15 protein-coding genes are annotated in these 15,956 nt (G+C 69.7%); 11 read left to right on the top strand and 4 right to left on the bottom strand.

Going from position 1 to position 15,956, the window contains the following annotated elements:
* Positions 1-12: 12 nt before the first annotated feature.
* Together E0493_RS01755 and rpsU are read right to left on the bottom strand one after the other, a co-directional pair.
* Positions 13-1,152, bottom strand: a complete 1,140-nt coding sequence (locus E0493_RS01755) for an efflux RND transporter periplasmic adaptor subunit (RefSeq protein WP_160935178.1) — start codon at positions 1,150-1,152, stop codon at positions 13-15.
* 298 nt (positions 1,153-1,450) lie between these two features.
* The gene (gene rpsU, locus E0493_RS23225) at positions 1,451-1,654 is read right to left on the bottom strand and encodes a 30S ribosomal protein S21 (RefSeq protein WP_007006360.1); all 204 of its coding nucleotides are present in this window, start codon (positions 1,652-1,654) and stop codon (positions 1,451-1,453) included.
* A gap of 191 nt (positions 1,655-1,845) precedes the next feature.
* Here rpsU and def point away from each other — a divergent pair, with 191 nt between their 5' ends.
* From def to E0493_RS01725, 5 genes are all read left to right on the top strand, one after another.
* A complete protein-coding gene (def, locus tag E0493_RS01745; protein WP_160935177.1) occupies positions 1,846-2,385 on the top strand; it encodes a peptide deformylase in 540 nt (179 codons plus the stop codon).
* Positions 2,382-2,966 carry a COQ9 family protein gene (locus E0493_RS01740; RefSeq protein ID WP_160935176.1) on the top strand — a complete coding sequence of 195 codons (585 nt, stop codon included), beginning with the start codon at positions 2,382-2,384 and terminating at the stop codon, positions 2,964-2,966. The genes def and E0493_RS01740 overlap by 4 nt, the downstream gene beginning before the upstream one ends.
* 129 nt (positions 2,967-3,095) lie before the next feature.
* Complete coding sequence (gene purE, locus E0493_RS01735; protein WP_235913538.1) at positions 3,096-3,551, top strand: 5-(carboxyamino)imidazole ribonucleotide mutase; 456 nt, start codon at positions 3,096-3,098, stop codon at positions 3,549-3,551.
* Positions 3,551-4,705 carry a 5-(carboxyamino)imidazole ribonucleotide synthase gene (locus E0493_RS01730; RefSeq protein WP_160935174.1) on the top strand — a complete coding sequence of 385 codons (1,155 nt, stop codon included), beginning with the start codon at positions 3,551-3,553 and terminating at the stop codon, positions 4,703-4,705. Before purE ends, E0493_RS01730 begins: the two co-directional genes overlap by 1 nt.
* A gap of 170 nt (positions 4,706-4,875) precedes the next feature.
* The gene (locus tag E0493_RS01725; protein ID WP_160935173.1) at positions 4,876-5,991 is read left to right on the top strand and encodes an OmpA family protein; all 1,116 of its coding nucleotides are present in this window, start codon (positions 4,876-4,878) and stop codon (positions 5,989-5,991) included.
* 121 nt (positions 5,992-6,112) lie between these two features.
* On the opposite strand, the gene E0493_RS01720 is transcribed toward E0493_RS01725, so the two are convergent.
* Positions 6,113-6,313, bottom strand: coding sequence for a DUF465 domain-containing protein (locus E0493_RS01720; RefSeq protein ID WP_160935266.1), 201 nt, complete (start codon positions 6,311-6,313; stop codon positions 6,113-6,115).
* A 225-nt stretch (positions 6,314-6,538) separates the two neighbouring features.
* Here E0493_RS01720 and E0493_RS01715 point away from each other — a divergent pair, with 225 nt between their 5' ends.
* Together E0493_RS01715 and E0493_RS01710 are read left to right on the top strand one after the other, a co-directional pair.
* Complete coding sequence (locus tag E0493_RS01715; protein ID WP_160935172.1) at positions 6,539-6,709, top strand: YdcH family protein; 171 nt, start codon at positions 6,539-6,541, stop codon at positions 6,707-6,709.
* Positions 6,710-6,909: 200 nt separating this feature from the next.
* Positions 6,910-7,164: a DUF3126 family protein gene (locus tag E0493_RS01710; protein WP_160935171.1), complete on the top strand. Its 255-nt coding sequence runs from the start codon at positions 6,910-6,912 to the stop codon at positions 7,162-7,164.
* Positions 7,165-7,231: 67 nt separating this feature from the next.
* On the opposite strand, the gene E0493_RS01705 is transcribed toward E0493_RS01710, so the two are convergent.
* On the bottom strand, positions 7,232-7,801 hold the full coding sequence (locus tag E0493_RS01705) for a DUF1013 domain-containing protein (RefSeq protein ID WP_160935170.1): 570 nt from the start codon (positions 7,799-7,801) through the stop codon (positions 7,232-7,234).
* A gap of 170 nt (positions 7,802-7,971) precedes the next feature.
* Between E0493_RS01705 and E0493_RS01700 the strand changes: the two genes are divergently transcribed.
* The 4 genes from E0493_RS01700 to fzlA all read left to right on the top strand — a co-directional run bounded on the left by E0493_RS01700 (position 7,972) and on the right by fzlA (position 15,949).
* Complete coding sequence (locus tag E0493_RS01700; RefSeq protein WP_160935169.1) at positions 7,972-8,922, top strand: complex I NDUFA9 subunit family protein; 951 nt, start codon at positions 7,972-7,974, stop codon at positions 8,920-8,922.
* 234 nt (positions 8,923-9,156) lie between these two features.
* Positions 9,157-10,596, top strand: coding sequence for an NAD(P)-dependent oxidoreductase (locus E0493_RS01695; RefSeq protein ID WP_160935168.1), 1,440 nt, complete (start codon positions 9,157-9,159; stop codon positions 10,594-10,596).
* A gap of 5 nt (positions 10,597-10,601) precedes the next feature.
* A complete protein-coding gene (gene gltB / locus E0493_RS01690; protein ID WP_160935167.1) occupies positions 10,602-15,143 on the top strand; it encodes a glutamate synthase large subunit in 4,542 nt (1,513 codons plus the stop codon).
* A 137-nt stretch (positions 15,144-15,280) separates the two neighbouring features.
* Positions 15,281-15,949, top strand: coding sequence for an FtsZ-binding protein FzlA (gene fzlA, locus E0493_RS01685; protein WP_160935166.1), 669 nt, complete (start codon positions 15,281-15,283; stop codon positions 15,947-15,949).
* Positions 15,950-15,956 lie beyond the last annotated feature (7 nt).

Raw genomic sequence — 15,956 nt, 5'->3', positions numbered from 1 at the left:
CGTGGCGGCTCCTCAGCTCTGCCGGTCGCGGGGCGCCGGGCGGCCCGGGCGTTCCGAGACCCGCGCGCCGTCGGTGAGGAGCTGCGCGCCCTCGATCACCACCTTTTCGCCCGCGCCGATCTCGGCCTGCAGCACGGCGCGGCCGGAGACCACCCGCTCCAGCGTCACCGGGCGCCGGCGGGCGCGGCCCTCGCCGTCCACCACATACACGAAGCGGCTGTCCTCGCTGCCGGTCTGCACCGCCTGGACGGGGACGCTCAGGGCATTCGGCTCGACCCGCGGCAGCAGCACCACGTTGACGTACTGGCCGGGCCAGAGATGACCCTCGGGATTGGCGAAGCGCGCCTTGAGCTGGATGGTGCCGGAGGTCGTGTCCACCTGGCTGTCCACGAAGACCAGCCTGCCGCGGGCGGGGGCGTGCCGGTCGCCGGGCGGGTGGGCGGCGACCTCCGGCGGGCCGTTCTCCATGGCCGCCTGGATCTCCGGCAGCCAGCGCTCGGGCACGGCGAACTGCACCTGGATGGGGTCCATCTGGGTGATGGTGGCGAGGGGGCTGCTGTCCCCCGCGCGCACCAGGTTGCCCGCCTTGGCGGGCAGCGCGCCGAGGCGGCCGTCGATCTCGGCGCGGATGGTGGCGTAGTCCAGGGTCAGCCGGGTCTGGGCGACCAGCGCCTCCATGGCGCGCACGGTGGCCTCGCCGGCGGCGGCGTCGGCCTGCGCCTGCTCAAGCCGCTGCGCGGCGGCGAATCCCTCGCCGCGCAGGGCGGCATAGCGGGCGGCATCCTGCCGCGCCCGCAGGGCCAGGGCGCGCTCGCGGGCAAGCTGCGCCTCCTGCTGGGCAAGCTGTGCCTCGGCCATGCGCGCATCGAGCGTGAACAGCACTTGCCCGCGCCGCACCTGCTGCCCCTCGGCCACATGCACCTCGCGAATCTGGCCTTCCACCCGGCTGCGTACCGAGACCGCCGCCTCGGCGACGACGTTGCCGCTGGCAGCGATTTCAACGGGCACGGAGCCGCGTTCGGCGAGGCTGACCACCACCGGCACCGCCGGCGGTCCGGCGTTCTGCGCCCGGAGGGGAGAGGGGGGCAGCGAGAAGGCCAGCGCAGCGCAAAGCGCGCCCGCCAGCAGGGGGTAGTGCGAACGCGATGCCATGGTGGTGTCCCGAATCAGGGGCGCTGTATGTCCCGCTTAATGCGGCACCACAGGATGGCATAGGCGACGTTACGTTGTGTAACTATTCTGTGCGGGAGGAACTGGTCCCACAGCCCGCAGCGGACCGCTCGCGCGGCACGTCGCCACGCGCAATACGATCAAACGCTTTGTGGACTTCCGCCTGAAACGACAAAACCGCGGCAGGCGAGCTCTATTGCCCGCCCCGCGGCTTGCGTCTCTCCATTGCCTGCCCCGCGGGCGCCCCGTCGCCGGGACAGCCTCGCCGGGCGAAGGGCGATCAGAAGCCCTCGCGCTCCAGGCGCTTGCGCTCCACCTTGCGGGCCCGGCGAACCGCCTCGGCGGCCTCGCGGGCGCGGCGCTCGGAAGGCTTCTCGTAGTGGCGGCGCAGCTTCATCTCGCGAAACACGCCTTCGCGCTGCAGCTTCTTCTTGAGGGCCTTGAGGGCCTGATCGATGTTGTTGTCCCGAACGACGACCTGCACGCTGTGCGGTCTCCTCTTTGAGCCAGGGCCTGAAAGCCGGGTGAGTGAACGCGGAAACACGTAGCGCCGGCAGACGCCGGTGCCTTCCAGCAAGGAGCGCAGCGAATAACACGCCTTCCCGCCGGATTGGAAGCCCTTCCACGCGCCCTTCCGGAAACCAAATGTCAGACTTTCCTCCATGGAGACGGCGCATGGCCATTCTGAAGATCGCCCGCATGGGCCACCCCGTCCTGTTGCAGGTCGCTGAGCCGGTGGCCGACCCCACGGCGCCGGAGATCCAGGACCTCCTTGAAAACATGGCGGAAACCATGCTCGACGCCTCCGGCCTCGGCCTTGCCGCGCCGCAGGTGCATGTTCCGTTGCGCATCTTCGTCTGGCGCAACGGCGACGAGGTGGCCGCGCTCATCAACCCGGAGATCGAGCTGCTGACCCCGGCCGACCAGCGTGGCTGGGAAGGCTGCCTTTCGATTCCCGGCCTGCGCGGCAACGTGGAGCGGGCCGGGCGCGTCGGCTTCCGCGGCCTCGATGCGGAAGGCCGGGCGGTGGAAGGGGAGGCGCAAGGCATGCTCGCCCGGGTCATGCAGCATGAGTTCGATCACCTGAACGGCATCCTTTATCCGAGCCGGATGAGCGATCTCGCCCTCTTCGGCTTCACCGACGAGCTGGCCCGCGCCGCCGCGCACCAGCACCAGCAGCAGCAGCAACAGGCCGCCGCGGAGTCGCCCCGATGAGCCTGGAGCGCAGCGCCGAGCGCGACGCCGCCCTGCGTGCCATGCTGCCCGAGGTGCCGCGGCTCGGCTGGACCACCGAGGCGCTGCGCGCGGGCCTCTCGGCCAGGGGCGACAGCCCGGAAGCGGCGGAATGGCTGTTTCCGCGCGGTCCGGTCGGCATGGTCGAGGCCTGGTGCGACCTGGCCGACCGCGACATGGCGGCCGAGGCGGCGGGTGCAGGTCTGGACGGGATGCGCATCCCGGCGCGGATCCGGGCGCTCGTCGCCATCCGGCTGCACCAGCAGGCGCCGCACAAGGAGGCGGTGCGCCGCGGGCTGGCGCTGCTCGCGCTGCCATGGAACCTGGGCGCCGCCGGCCGCGCCACGGCACGCACGGTGGATGCCATCTGGCAGGCCGCCGGCGACACCTCCTCCGACGCCTCGTTCTACACGCGCCGCGCCACGCTGGCCGGGATCTATGCCGCCACGCTCGGCTTCTGGCTGCAGGACCCCGATCCCGGGGCGGCGGCGACGCTGGCTTTCCTCGACCGCCGGCTCGGCGAACTGGGCCGGCTGCAGCGCTGCCGGCGCAAGGCGGCCTGAGCGCGAGAGGCCAGAAAAGCGATGGACAATCCGGCCTGGGCGCGGCACAGGCCGCACCTTCCGGCCATCTCTGCTGCAGGATCTTCGCGCGTGACCGAAACCGAAGCCGCGCCGCTCGTCGGCATCATCATGGGCAGCCGCTCGGACTGGGAGACGATGCGCCACACGGCGGAGACGCTCGCGCGCCTGGGCGTTCCGCATGAGACCCGCGTGGTCTCGGCGCATCGCACGCCGCAACGCCTGTACGACTACGCGCAGTCCGCCGCCGGCCGGGGCCTGCGCGCCATCATCGCCGGCGCAGGGGGCGCGGCGCACCTGCCCGGCATGGCGGCGGCCATGACCCGCCTGCCGGTGCTTGGCGTTCCGGTCGAGAGCCATGCACTGAAGGGCATGGACAGCCTGCTTTCCATTGTGCAGATGCCGGCCGGCGTGCCGGTGGGCACCCTCGCCATCGGCCGGGCCGGCGCGGTGAACGCCGCCCTGCTCGCCGCCGCCATGCTGGCCACCACCGACGCCGCGCTGGCTAGGCGCCTGGATGCGTTCCGCGCCGAGCAGACGGCCTCCGTGGCGGAGGAGCCGGCATGATGAGCGAGGCCGACGCCCCCGGCCGTTTCCCGCTGCCGCCCAACGCCACCATCGGCATCCTTGGCGGCGGACAGCTTGGCCGCATGTCGGCGCTGGCTGCCGCCGAGCTCGGCTACCGCTGCCACGTCTATGCTCCCGACGCGGATTCTCCGGGCATGCAGGTTTCTGCCGCGCGCACGGTCGCGGCCTACGAGGATGCGGCCGCCCTGGCCGCCTTCGCCCGCGCTGTGGACGTGGCGACCTTCGAGTTCGAGAACGTTCCGGCCGCCACGCTGGAGGTTTTGGCGCCGCTGGTGCCCTGCCGGCCAGGCCGCAAGGCGCTCGCGATCTGCCAGGACCGGCTGCAGGAAAAAAGGTTCCTCGCGCAGGCCGGGGTGCCCGTGGCCCCCTGGCGCGCGGTGGCAAGCCCTGAGGAGCTGGAGTCGGCGATCGCCGCGATCGGCCTGCCCGCCGTGCTCAAGACCACGCGCCTCGGCTATGACGGCCGGGGCCAGGTGGTGCTGCGCGCCCCGGACGAAGCGGCCGCCGCCTTCGCCCGGCTGGAGCCGAAGCCGCTGATCCTGGAAGCCTTCGTGCCCTTCGCGCAGGAAATTTCCGCGGTCGCGGCACGGGGCGCCGATGGTGCGACGGCGGTTTACGACGCGGTGGAGAATCGGCACCGGAACCACATCCTGGACCTTTCCTTCGCACCCGCCCGCGTGCCGTCCGAAGTGGCCGCCGCCGCGCGCGCGCACGCCGCCCGGGTTGCGGCCGAGCTGGAACTGGTCGGCGTGCTCGCCGTGGAGTTCTTCCTGCTGCCGGACGGCACCCTGCTGGGCAACGAGATCGCGCCGAGGCCGCATAATTCCGGCCACTGGACAATGGACGCCTGCCAGGCCAGCCAGTTCCACCAGCACATCCGCGCGGTCGCCGGCCTGCCCCTGGGCAGCGCCGAACGGCACTCCGACGCGGTGATGCGCAATCTCGTGGGGCCGGAGGGCATGGCGCTGGTCCCGGAACTGCTGGCACAGGCCGGCACCTCCGTGCATCTCTACGGCAAGGCCGCCCCTCGCGCCGGACGCAAGATGGGCCATGCCAACCATCTCCTGCCGCGCGAGATGCTCGGCGGCCCCGAAGGGGCGGCGCTGCTCACGAGGTTGCGAGTAACGCCTTGAAAAACCACTGTGGCGTGCATGCCACATGTGGCAGAAATCACAGCAGCGCATGCTGCGCTGTTTCCCTCGAGATGCTACATGATCCGTACGCGGCGCCCGGAATCGAAGTGCTCGATGTCTTCGTGACCAAGCGCAGCGAGCATGCCTCTGAAGGATCGAGGAGAATTCTAATGAGCCTCAAGAAGGCGCTTCTGGCCGCGACCGTTCTGGCGCTGCCGCTCGCGGCTCAGGCGCAGCCTGTGACGGGCGTGTATGTCGGTGCTGGCGCTGGCTACAACTATCTCCAGAACGGCAAGATCACGGGCCCTGACGACCGTACCTTCGATGTCGGCAACGACAACGACACGGTTCTCGGCGAGGTCGAGTTCGAGAATGGCTTCGGCGGCGTCGTGAGCCTGGGCTGGGGCTTCGGCAACGGTCTGCGGGCCGAAATCGAAGGCAACTACCGCCAGAACGACGTTGACAACATCTCGGCCGGCGGCCCGCTGCCCGGGATCGGCGGCACCGCCCGCACCTATGGCGCGATGGTCAACGCGCTGTATGACTTCAACCTCGGCCTGCCGGTTGTTCCGTATGTCGGCGCGGGCGTTGGTTGGGCCTGGACCGACTACGACACCGTCCGTAGCCGCTTCACGCCGAACAACGCCAACGTCAACAGCGTGACGATCAACGACAAGGACAGCCAGTTCGCCTTCCAGGGCATCGCTGGCCTCGCCTTCCCGATCGCCGCCGTGCCGGGCCTGGCGCTGACCGCCGAGTACCGCTTCTTCGGCACGCTGGAGCCGGAGCTGACGGTGGTCACCCGCGGTCCGACCGGTGTTGCGACCAGCTCCAAGGTCGACTCGGAGAACTACAACCACTCCGTGTTCGTCGGCCTGCGCTACGCCTTCAACCAGCCGGTGCCGCCGGCGCCGGTTCCGGTTGTCGCGCCGGCTCCGGCGGCCGCTCCGGCCCCGGCCCGCACCTACCTGGTGTTCTTCGACTTCGACCGCGCCGACCTGACGGACCGTGCCCGCCAGATCATCGCCGAGGCCGCGCAGAACTCCGGGCGCATGCAGACCACCCGCATCGAGGTGGCCGGCCACGCCGACCGCGCCGGCACGCCGCAGTACAACCAGCGCCTGTCCCAGCGCCGCGCCGACGCGGTCGCCGCCGAGCTGGTCCGTCTGGGCGTGAGCCGCTCCGCGATCACCGTGCAGGCCTTCGGCGAGAGCCGCCCGCTGGTGCCGACGGCCGATGGCGTGCGCGAGCCGCAGAACCGCCGCGTGGAGATCGTGCTGCGCTGAGCAGCACGGCTCACCGGCCGGAAACGGGAAGGGGCGCCGCAAGGCGCCCCTTCTGCTTTTCAGCCGCCGTTCAGGCGGGCGGGGCAGGGATGGGGGCCGCTCGGCGGCCCGTGCTCCCTGTTCAGGCGATGATGTCGGGCACCAGCCGGCTTTCCAGCCAGGCGATCTCGTCCTTCAGCTTCAGTTTGCGCTTCTTCAGGCGTTGCAGCTGAAGCTGGTCCAGCAGCGAGCCCTCCATGTGCGCGATCACGGTGTCCAGGTCACGGTGCTCACTGCGGAGCTCGTGCAGGCGGCGGAGCAGGCTGTCTCGGTCGGCCAGGATGGGCCTCATCGGTTGGTCGGTTTGAGTCGCATCTGAGCGTGAAAGCGCCATATCATGCCCGGGCGTGGTCGCACAGCACGCTCTGATCTCCGGCTTGTTCCGGTTTCAGCCGCGAAGGAGCATGGAGGGCAGGGATGCCGGCCATGTCTCGTGCGGAACGGCCTGGCCGTCTCGCCAGCCGGCACCGTTTCGCGGTACCGCAAAACATCGGAGGACAGCGCGTCGATGATGCAACAGCCCCGCCTGCGCAGCCTGCAGCAACGACATGAAACGCTGGAGCGGCAGATCGCCGTCGAGGGCGCCCGCCCGCAGCCCGACACAGGTGCCCTTGGCCGATTGAAACGCGCTAAGTTGCGAGTGAAGGACGAGATGGAGAAGCTACGCGTCAGCCGCTGATCCACGCCGTAGCCAAGGAGTGCCTCCACGGCGTCGCGTCGTGGGGGCGCTTGCTTTCCGCCAAGCTGTCACGGATGTGTGAAAAGCATTTGCGCATGGGCACCGGAGCGCGCAGAAGGCGGCGGAGTGCGTTTCTGCGCCAGGAAGCCGGGCTGCCAAGGCTTCCCGCATGATTCACAAGGAAGGAGCTTCGGCGCCGTATGGATGCCTCTGATATTGCACGCGTGCAGACCTATCTGCGCCGCCTTTTCGGAACCGAGCGAATCCGCCTCGTCCGCCCGGCGCGGCCCGGCCTCTCGGTTGAGCTGGCGGTGGAAGATGAGGTGATCGGCACCGTGCACCGCGACACGGACGAGGGAGAGGTGTCCTATGCGGTGCACCTGACGATCCTTGAGGAGGATCTGCCTCCAGCCGCTAAGGCGGCAGCCGCGGCGCCGGGTCGGCGGCGGATGTAGGGTGGGAAGGGGGCCGCGGCCCCTCCCGCAAGCCTCGGGCGGCGAACCGGCCGCCCGGCAGGATTGCTCAGACGGCTTCCTGGTCCTCGTCCTCGCCCAGGCCGGCCGGCGCGGCCGGGTTGCCGCCGGCGGCCGTAACGGCCGCATTGAGGTCGGACTGGCTGCACAGGCCGAGGATCACCGGGTCGCGCGGCTTGATGTTGGCGCTGTTCCAGTGCGTGCGGTCGCGCACCTTGGCGATAGTGTCCTTGGTGGTGCCCAGGAGCTTGCCGATCTGCGCCTCGGTAAGCTGCGGATAATTGCGCAGCAGGAAGGCGATCGCGTCCGGCCGGTCGTTGCGCTTGGAAATCGGGGTGTAGCGCGCGCCGCGCCCGCGGCTCCTGGGCGCCGGCGTGGCGCTTTCCAGCAGGCGCAGGCGCGCATCCGGGCTGCCCTCGCAGCGGGCAATCTCCTCGCGCGTCAGCTGGCCGTTCTGCACGGGGTCGTAGCCGACGATCCCCTGCGCGACCTCGCCGTCGGCGATCGCCTGCACTTCAAGCGGATGCATGCCCACAAAATCGGCGATCTGCTCGAAGCTCAGGGATGTCTTCTCGATCAGCCACACGGCGGTGGCCTTCGGCATCAGCGGCAGTGGCATCGGAAACCTTACCAGTCGGGTCGGGCGGATCGCTCGAACCGCCCCGGATACCCTGCATATAGAGAGGGGGCGAAGGAGGGTCAAAGCCCGACCGAAGCGGCGCCCCTGAACGCTTGGCGAGTTGGGAAGCACCCCATATCTCGGAGAACGCAACTCAGCAGGGGTTGGACATGGCTACACGGCGTCTGGCGACGGTCTTTGGCGGGACCGGCTTTATCGGGCGGCATCTGGTGCCGCGTCTGGCGCGGCTCGACTACGACGTCCGGGTGGTCACACGGAACCCGGACTCCGTGCGGCCGCTGGCCACGCAGGGTCGGGTCGGACAGGTCGAGCCGCATTTCGCCCGGCTCGGCTCGGATGCGGACGTGGCCGCCGCGGTGGCCGATGCCTCCCTGGTGGTGAACCTGATCGGCATCCTGGCGGAGAAACGTTCCGGCGACTTCCAGCGCCTGCAAGGCGAACTGCCTGGCCGCATCGGCCGCGGCGCGGCTGCGGGCGGGGTGGAGCGGCTGGTGCACGTCTCGGCCATTGGCGCCGATCCCTCCAGCCCCAGCGCCTATGCACGCAGCAAGGCGGCAGGGGAGACGGCGCTGCGCGTGGCCTTTCCAGGGGCGACGATCCTACGCCCCTCGATCATCTTTGGCCCAGAGGACCAGTTCCTCAACCGCTTCGCGGCGATGGCGCAGTGGCTGCCCTTCATGCCGGTGATCTGCGGCGCGACGCGGTTCCAGCCGGTCTATGTCGGCGATGTGGCGGAGGCGATCGTTGCCGCGGCGCAGCGGAGCGGCACCACGGGGCATACCTATGAGCTTGGCGGCCCGCGCGTGGTCACCTTCCGCGAGCTCATGGGCTACGTGCTGGAGGTGACCGGGCGCCAGAAGCGCCTGGTGGAGATGCCGGACGGGCTGGTGCGCCTGCAGGCCGCGATCGGCGAGCACCTGCCGGGCGCGCCGCTGACGCGCGACCAGCTGGCGCAACTCCGGCGCGACAACGTGGTGTCGCCGGAGGCGCAAGGCTTCGCCGCGCTGGGGCTGACACCCAAGGCGATGGAAGGGGTCGTGCCGACTTACCTGGCGCGCTTCCGGCGCGGCGGTGGAAGCAGGAACCGCACCGCCGCGTAAAAGTCCGAACCGGACCTTCATGCGGCAATACCTGCCTGAGTAGATCCAGAGGATTGGCTGCATCGGCGTTTAAATGGCAGCATTGCTGACCTAAACTGTGAATTTGGACTCGCGCCTCTCCGGCAGGTGTGGCACTCCTGCGCTTACCGGAGAGGAAGGGCCTGCGCGGCCGCCCTGTTGCCTGCCTGCCTCTCCGGCCTCCGCCTGACCTTCCTGCCCGAAGGACGTCCGCCGATGGCCGATCGCATGCTGCAATTCGTGCGCCTGTCGCAGCACCAACCCGACAAACGCGCCGCAGCCGCCCGCCGGACGGACTTCGGCGAGATCTACCAGCGCTTCAGCGCCGAGCGCGCTTCGGAGCAGTCGAGCCGCTGCTCGCAGTGCGGCGTGCCCTTCTGCTCGATCCACTGCCCGCTCAACAACAACATTCCGGACTGGCTGAAGCTGACCGCGGAAGGCCGGCTGGAGGAAGCCTACGAGGTTGCCTCCGCCACCAACACCTTCCCCGAGATCTGCGGCCGCGTCTGCCCGCAGGACCGGCTCTGCGAGGGCAACTGCGTCATCGAGAAGGGCTTCGAAAGCGTCACCATCGGTGCGGTCGAGAAGTACATCACCGACACCGCCTGGGAGAAGGGTTGGGTCAAGCCGCCCGCGCCGGCGCGGGAGGTGGCGCATTCCGTTGGCATCATCGGCGCCGGGCCGGCGGGTCTCGCGGCGGCCGAGCGGCTGCGCGGGCGCGGCTGGAAGGTCACCGTCTATGACCGCTACGACCGCGTCGGCGGGCTGATGATCTATGGCATTCCCAACTTCAAGCTGGAGAAGGAGGTGGTGCTCCGCCGCGCCGAGCAGTTCGCCGCCGGCGGCATCGAGTTCGTGCTGAATTGCCAGGTCGGCCGCGACATCTCGCTGGAGGAACTGCGGGCGAAGCATGATGCGGTGCTGATCGCGACCGGCGTCTACAAGGCGCGCGACCTCGGCGGTCCCGGCGCGAACCTGGCCGGCATCGTGCCCGCGCTCGACTACCTCACCGCCTCCAACCGGCAGAACCTGGGGGACGCCGTGCCGGCCTACGAGGATGGCACGCTGAACGCCGCCGGCAAGCGCGTCGTGGTGATCGGCGGTGGCGACACGGCCATGGACTGCGTGCGCACCGCCATCCGCCAGGGCGCCACGGGCGTCACCTGCCTCTACCGCCGCGACAAGGCCAACATGCCGGGTTCGATGCGTGAGGTGTCGAATGCCGAGGAGGAGGGCGTGCGTTTCGCCTGGCTCTCCGCGCCCGAAGGCTTCGAGGGCGAGGGCAAGGTGAGCGGCGTGCGCGCGGTGAAGATGCATCTCGGCCTGCCCGACGCCACCGGCCGGCAGCAGGTCGAGCCGATCCCGGGCAGCGCCTTCAGCGAGCCGGCCGACCTGGTCATCAAGGCGCTGGGCTTCGACCCCGAGGACCTGCCGACGATGTTCAACGAGCCCGGCCTGACGGTCAGCCGCTGGGGCACGCTGAGCATCGACCGCCGCAGCATGATGACCAAACTCGACGGCGTCTTCGCCGCCGGCGACATCGTGCGCGGCGCCTCGCTGGTCGTCTGGGGTATCCGTGACGGCCGCGACGCTGCCGACCAGATCGAATCCTACGTGCTGGCGAAGGCTTCCTCGCCGGCCCTCGCCGCGGAGTGAGCGCGATGGACATCCTCGAGAACGGCCAGGATTTCGCCGAAGCCTACCAGCGCAACGCCGCCGCGCTGGCGGATGCCGCGCAGCTCGACCTGACGGAGCACGATGCCTGCGGCGTCGGCCTGGTCGCCACGCTGGACGGAAAGCCGCGCCGGGACGTGGTGCAGGCCGGCATCGACGCGCTGAAGGCGGTCTGGCACCGCGGCGCGGTGGACGCCGATGGCAAGACCGGCGATGGCGCCGGAATCCATATCGAGATCCCGCAGGACTTCTTCGCCGAGGTGGTGGAGCGCGGCGGCGACCGGCTGCGCCCGGGCCGCATCGCGGTGGGCCAGGTTTTCCTGCCCAAGACCGACCTCTCGGCGCAGGAGCGCTGCCGCCAGATCGTCGAGACCGAGATCCTGAACGCCGGCTACAACATCTATGGCTGGCGGCAGGTGCCGATCGACGTCGCCTGCATCGGCGAGAAAGCCAACGCGACCCGTCCGGAGATCGAGCAGATCCTGATCTGGGACCCGGAGCAGCGCGAGACCGCCCTGGTCGAGCGGGACATGTACGTCATCCGCCGGCGCATCGAGAAGCAGGCCCTCGCCGCGCAGGTGCCGGAGCTGTACCTGTGCAGCCTCTCCAGCCGCTCGATCATCTACAAGGGCATGTTCCTGGCGGAGAACCTGACGGACTTCTACCCGGACCTGCTGGATGAGCGCTTCGTCAGCCGCTTCGCCATCTACCACCAGCGCTACTCGACCAACACCTTCCCCACCTGGCGCCTGGCGCAGCCCTTCCGGATGCTTGCCCACAACGGCGAGATCAACACCGTCAACGGCAACATCAACTGGATGAAGTCGCACGAGACGCGGCTTGCCCACGAGTTGCTCGACCCGTTCATGGACGACATCAAGCCCGTCATCCAGGCCGGCGGCTCCGACACCGCGACGCTCGACAACGTCTTCGAGCTGCTGGTGCGCGGCGGGCGCGACGCGCCGATGGCCAAGGCGATGCTGATCCCGGAGAGCATCGGCAGCAACGCCACCATGCCGCAGCCGCATCGCGACCTGTTCATGTACTGCAACGCCGTGATGGAGCCGTGGGACGGTCCGGCCGCCCTCTGCGCCACTGACGGCCGCTGGACCATCGCGGGGCTGGACCGGAACGGCCTTCGCCCGATCCGCTACACCGTCACCACGAACAAGCTGCTGATCGTCGGCTCCGAGACCGGCATGGTGAAGCTGGCCGAGAGCGACATCGTGGCCAAGGGCCGTGTCGGTCCCGGCCAGTGCATCGCGGTGGATCTCGACGCGGCACGCTTCTACGCCGATGGCGAGCTGAAGGACATGCTTGCGGCGCGGCACGCCTTCGGCGACTGGGTGAACCGCACCACCCGGATCGACGGCATCCTGCGCCAGGAGGTGGACGAGACGCCGGCGCTCACGGGCGACGCGCTGCGCCGCCGCCAGCTCGCCATGGGCTTCACCATGGAGGACCTCGAGACCATCCTGCACCCGATGGCCGAGGACGCCGCCGAGGCCATCGGCAGCATGGGCGACGACACGCCGATCGCCGTGCTGTCGAACGAGTACCGCGGGCTGCACCACTTCTTCCGGCAGACCTTCAGCCAGGTCACCAACCCGCCGATCGACAGCCTGCGCGAGACGCGGGTGATGACGATCAAGACGCGCCTCGGAAATCTCGGGAACATCCTCGACGAGGACCCGACCCAGTGCGACATGCTGATGCTGGACAGCCCCGTGCTCACCAATGCCGAGTTCACGGCGATGCGCGAGTACATGGGCGACACCGTCGCGGTGGTGGACTGCACCTTCGTCGTCGCCAACGGGGAGGCCGGGCTGCGGCGCGCGCTGGAGCGCATCCGGCGCGAGGCGGAGGAGGGCGTCCGCTCCGGCTGCGCCCATGTCATCCTCACGGACGAGAACCAGAACCCCGAGCGCGCCGCCATCCCGATGATCCTGGCGGTCGGCGCGGTGCACACGCATCTCGTCAAGCACTCGCTGCGCACCTTCACCAGCCTGAACGTGCGCGCGGCCGAATGCGTGGACGTGCACTACTTCGCCGTGCTGATCGGCGCCGGTGCCACCACGGTGAACGCCTATCTGGCGCAGGAAACCATCGCTGACCGGCATCGGCGCGGCCTGTTCGGCAGCCTGACGCTGCATGACTGCATCGCACGCTACCGCAAGGCGGTGGACAAGGGCCTGCTGAAGATCATGTCCAAGATGGGCATCTCGGTGCTCTCCTCCTATCGCGGCGGCATGAACTTCGAGGCCATCGGCCTCTCGCGCGCGCTGGTGGCCGAGTTCTTCCCCGGCATGCAGTCGCGCATCTCCGGCATCGGGCTCTCCGGCATCGCGCGGCGGGTGCTGGCGCTGCACGGCAAGGCCTGGACGGCGGCGGGGCAGGCGGCGGTGCTGCCGGTCGGCGGGCTCTACAAGCTGCGCCGCCGCGGCGAGGCGCATGCCTTCGACGGCAGCCTGATCCACCTGCTGCAGAACGCGGTGGAGACCGACAGCTACCAGACCTTCAAGCGCTACTCGGATGCCGTGCGGCGCCTGCCGCCGGTGGCGCTGCGCGACCTGCTGGACTTCCGCGCGGAAGGCCGCGCGCCTGTCGCCATCGAGGAGGTCGAGAGCATCACCGAGATCCGCAAGCGCCTCGTGGCGCCCGGCATCTCGCTTGGCGCCCTGTCCCCCGAGGCGCATGAGACGCTCTCCATCGCCATGAACCGCATCGGCGCCCGCTCCGACAGCGGCGAGGGCGGCGAGGATCCGGAGCGCGCCAAGCCGCGCGCCAACGGCGACAACCCGAACTCCGCCATCAAGCAGATCGCCTCCGGCCGCTTCGGCGTCACCGCCGAGTACCTGAACAACTGCAAGGAGATCGAGATCAAGGTCGCGCAGGGCGCCAAGCCCGGCGAGGGCGGGCAGCTTCCCGGCTTCAAGGTCAGCGGCATCATCGCCAGGCTGCGCCACGCGACACCGGGCGTGACGCTGATCTCGCCGCCGCCGCACCACGACATCTACTCGATCGAGGACCTGGCGCAGCTCATCTACGACCTGAAGCAGATCAACCCTGACGCAACGGTCTGCGTGAAGCTGGTCAGCCGCTCGGGCATCGGCACCATCGCCGCCGGCGTCGCCAAGGCGAAGGCGGATGCCATCCTGGTCTCCGGCCATTCGGGTGGCACCGGCGCCTCGCCGGTCTCCTCGATCAAGTATGCCGGCCTGCCCTGGGAGATGGGCCTCTCCGAGACGCATCAGGTGCTGATGCTCAACCGGCTGCGCCACCGCATCAAGCTGCGCACCGATGGCGGGCTCAAGACCGGGCGCGACGTGGTCATCGCCGCCATGCTGGGCGCCGAGGAGTTCGGCATCGGCACCGCCTCGCTGGTGGCCATGGGCTGCATCATGGTGCGCCAGTGCCACAGCAACACCTGCCCCGTCGGCGTCTGCACGCAGGACGAGGAGCTTCGCAGGAAGTTCGAGGGCTCGCCGGAGAAGGTCATCAACCTCTTCTCCTTCGTGGCGGAGGAGGTGCGCGAGATCCTCGCCAACCTCGGCTTCCGCCGCATCGAGGAGGTGATCGGCCGCACCGACCTGCTGAAGCAGGTCAGCCGCGGCGCCGAGGACCTGGACGACCTCGACCTGAACCCGCTGCTGGTGCAGGCCGATACCGGCCCCTATCCGCGCTTCTCCACGCTGGAGGGCCGCAACGAGGTGCCGGAGACGCTGGATGCCGACATGATCCGCGACGCCGGCGCGCTGTTCGAGCGGGGCGAGAAGATGCAGCTCGCCTACAACATCCGCAACACGCACCGCGCCATCGGCACCAAGATCAGCAGCAAGATCGTCCGCAGGTTCGGCATGAGCGGGCTGCAACCGGGCCACCTGACGGTACGGCTGCGCGGCTCGGCGGGCCAGTCGCTCGGTGCCTTCGCGGTGCGCGGCCTGAAGCTCGAGGTGCTGGGCGACGCGAACGACTATGTCGGCAAGGGCCTCTCGGGCGGCACTATCGTGCTGCGCCCGGCGCCCTCCTCCTCGCTGGTGTGGAACGAGAACGCCATCATCGGCAACACCGTGCTCTACGGCGCGACGGCGGGCGAGCTCTTCGCCGCGGGCCAGGCCGGCGAGCGCTTCGCGGTGCGCAACTCCGGCGCCACTGCGGTGGTGGAGGGCTGCGGCGCCAACGGCTGCGAGTACATGACCGGCGGCGCGGTGGCGATCCTCGGCCCGGTGGGGGACAATTTCGGCGCCGGCTTCACCGGCGGCCAGGCCTTCATCTACGACGCGGACGGCACCTTCGAGCAGCGGCTGAACCCGGACACGCTGCTCTGGCGCCGCATCGCCTTGCCGCACTGGGAGGAGTTCCTGCAGCGCCTGATCGCGCGCCATGTCGCCGAGACCGGCTCGCGGCTCGCCGCGCGGCTGCTCAACGACTGGGCCTCGGAGCGGGAGCGCTTCTGGCACGTGGTGCCGAAGGAATTCGCCAAATACCTGCCGCAGCCGATGGAGGCGGTGGCCGTCGCGGCGGAGTGACCGCCGGATGAGGCATGGCGCGCTCCGCGGGGGCGGGCCATGCCGTCACAATTTGCGCGTTCCTGATGCGGTCGCCTTTCCGCTCCGCGCTCGCCATGCCATAAGCGGCCCCCTTGTCACGGCCTGGCTCTCTGCGCATGCGAATCCTGTACCATCTGCCGTTGTCCCCCTATTCGCGCAAGGTGCGCCTGGTCCTGAGCGAGAAGCGCATCCCCTTCGAGCTGCGGATCGAGCGGGTATGGGAGCGGCGGGACGAGTTCCTGGAGCTGAACGCGGCCTGCACCGTGCCTGTGCTGGTGGAGGAGAACGGCCTCGTCCTGGCCGACAGCTATGCCATCTGCGAGTATCTCGACGAGGCCTACCCCGACGTGCCGCTGCTCGGCCGCACGCTGGGCGAGCGGGCCGAGGTGCGTCGCCTCGTTGCCTGGTTCGATGGCAAGTTCGCCCGCGAGGTGACGGACAACCTGCTCCATGAGAAGCAGATGAAGCGGCTGATGGGGCGCGGCAACCCGGATGCCGGGGCGCTGCGCGCCGGCTACGCGAACCTGAAGCCGCATCTCGACTATCTCGGCTGGCTGGCCGAGACGCGCATCTGGCTCGCCGGCAACACCCTCTCGCTGGCCGACCTGGCGGCGGCGGCGCACCTCTCCGCCCTGGATTACATCGGCGACATCGACTGGGGGCTGAACGACGCCGCCAAGGACTGGTACGCGCGGGTGAAGTCCCGCCCGGCCTTCCGCCCGCTGCTGGCGGACCGCGTGAGCGGCGTCAACCCGCCGCCCCACTATCCCGACCTGGACTTCTGAGGCGCCC

The organism is Teichococcus coralli, from assembly GCF_009829925.1.
In the GTDB taxonomy this organism is placed as follows: Bacteria; Pseudomonadota; Alphaproteobacteria; order Acetobacterales; family Acetobacteraceae; genus Pseudoroseomonas; species Pseudoroseomonas coralli.
This window is presented reverse-complemented; position numbering and strand designations above follow the sequence as displayed.

Bases quoted from the DNA above. Each gene is read 5' to 3' on its own strand.
- E0493_RS01730 (WP_160935174.1), top strand. From the start codon at position 3,551: ATGAGCGAGGCCGACGCCCCCGGCCGTTTCCCGCTGCCGCCCAACGCC.
- purE (WP_235913538.1), top strand. From the start codon at position 3,096: ATGGGCAGCCGCTCGGACTGGGAGACGATGCGCCACACGGCGGAGACG.
- E0493_RS01755 (WP_160935178.1), bottom strand. From the start codon at position 1,152: ATGGCATCGCGTTCGCACTACCCCCTGCTGGCGGGCGCGCTTTGCGCT.
- E0493_RS01695 (WP_160935168.1), top strand. From the start codon at position 9,157: ATGGCCGATCGCATGCTGCAATTCGTGCGCCTGTCGCAGCACCAACCC.
- E0493_RS01740 (WP_160935176.1), top strand. From the start codon at position 2,382: ATGAGCCTGGAGCGCAGCGCCGAGCGCGACGCCGCCCTGCGTGCCATG.
- def (WP_160935177.1), top strand. From the start codon at position 1,846: ATGGCCATTCTGAAGATCGCCCGCATGGGCCACCCCGTCCTGTTGCAG.
- E0493_RS01715 (WP_160935172.1), top strand. From the start codon at position 6,539: ATGATGCAACAGCCCCGCCTGCGCAGCCTGCAGCAACGACATGAAACG.
- E0493_RS01725 (WP_160935173.1), top strand. From the start codon at position 4,876: ATGAGCCTCAAGAAGGCGCTTCTGGCCGCGACCGTTCTGGCGCTGCCG.
- fzlA (WP_160935166.1), top strand. From the start codon at position 15,281: ATGCGAATCCTGTACCATCTGCCGTTGTCCCCCTATTCGCGCAAGGTG.
- E0493_RS01700 (WP_160935169.1), top strand. From the start codon at position 7,972: ATGGCTACACGGCGTCTGGCGACGGTCTTTGGCGGGACCGGCTTTATC.
- E0493_RS01705 (WP_160935170.1), bottom strand. From the start codon at position 7,801: ATGCCACTGCCGCTGATGCCGAAGGCCACCGCCGTGTGGCTGATCGAG.
- E0493_RS01710 (WP_160935171.1), top strand. From the start codon at position 6,910: ATGGATGCCTCTGATATTGCACGCGTGCAGACCTATCTGCGCCGCCTT.
- gltB (WP_160935167.1), top strand. From the start codon at position 10,602: ATGGACATCCTCGAGAACGGCCAGGATTTCGCCGAAGCCTACCAGCGC.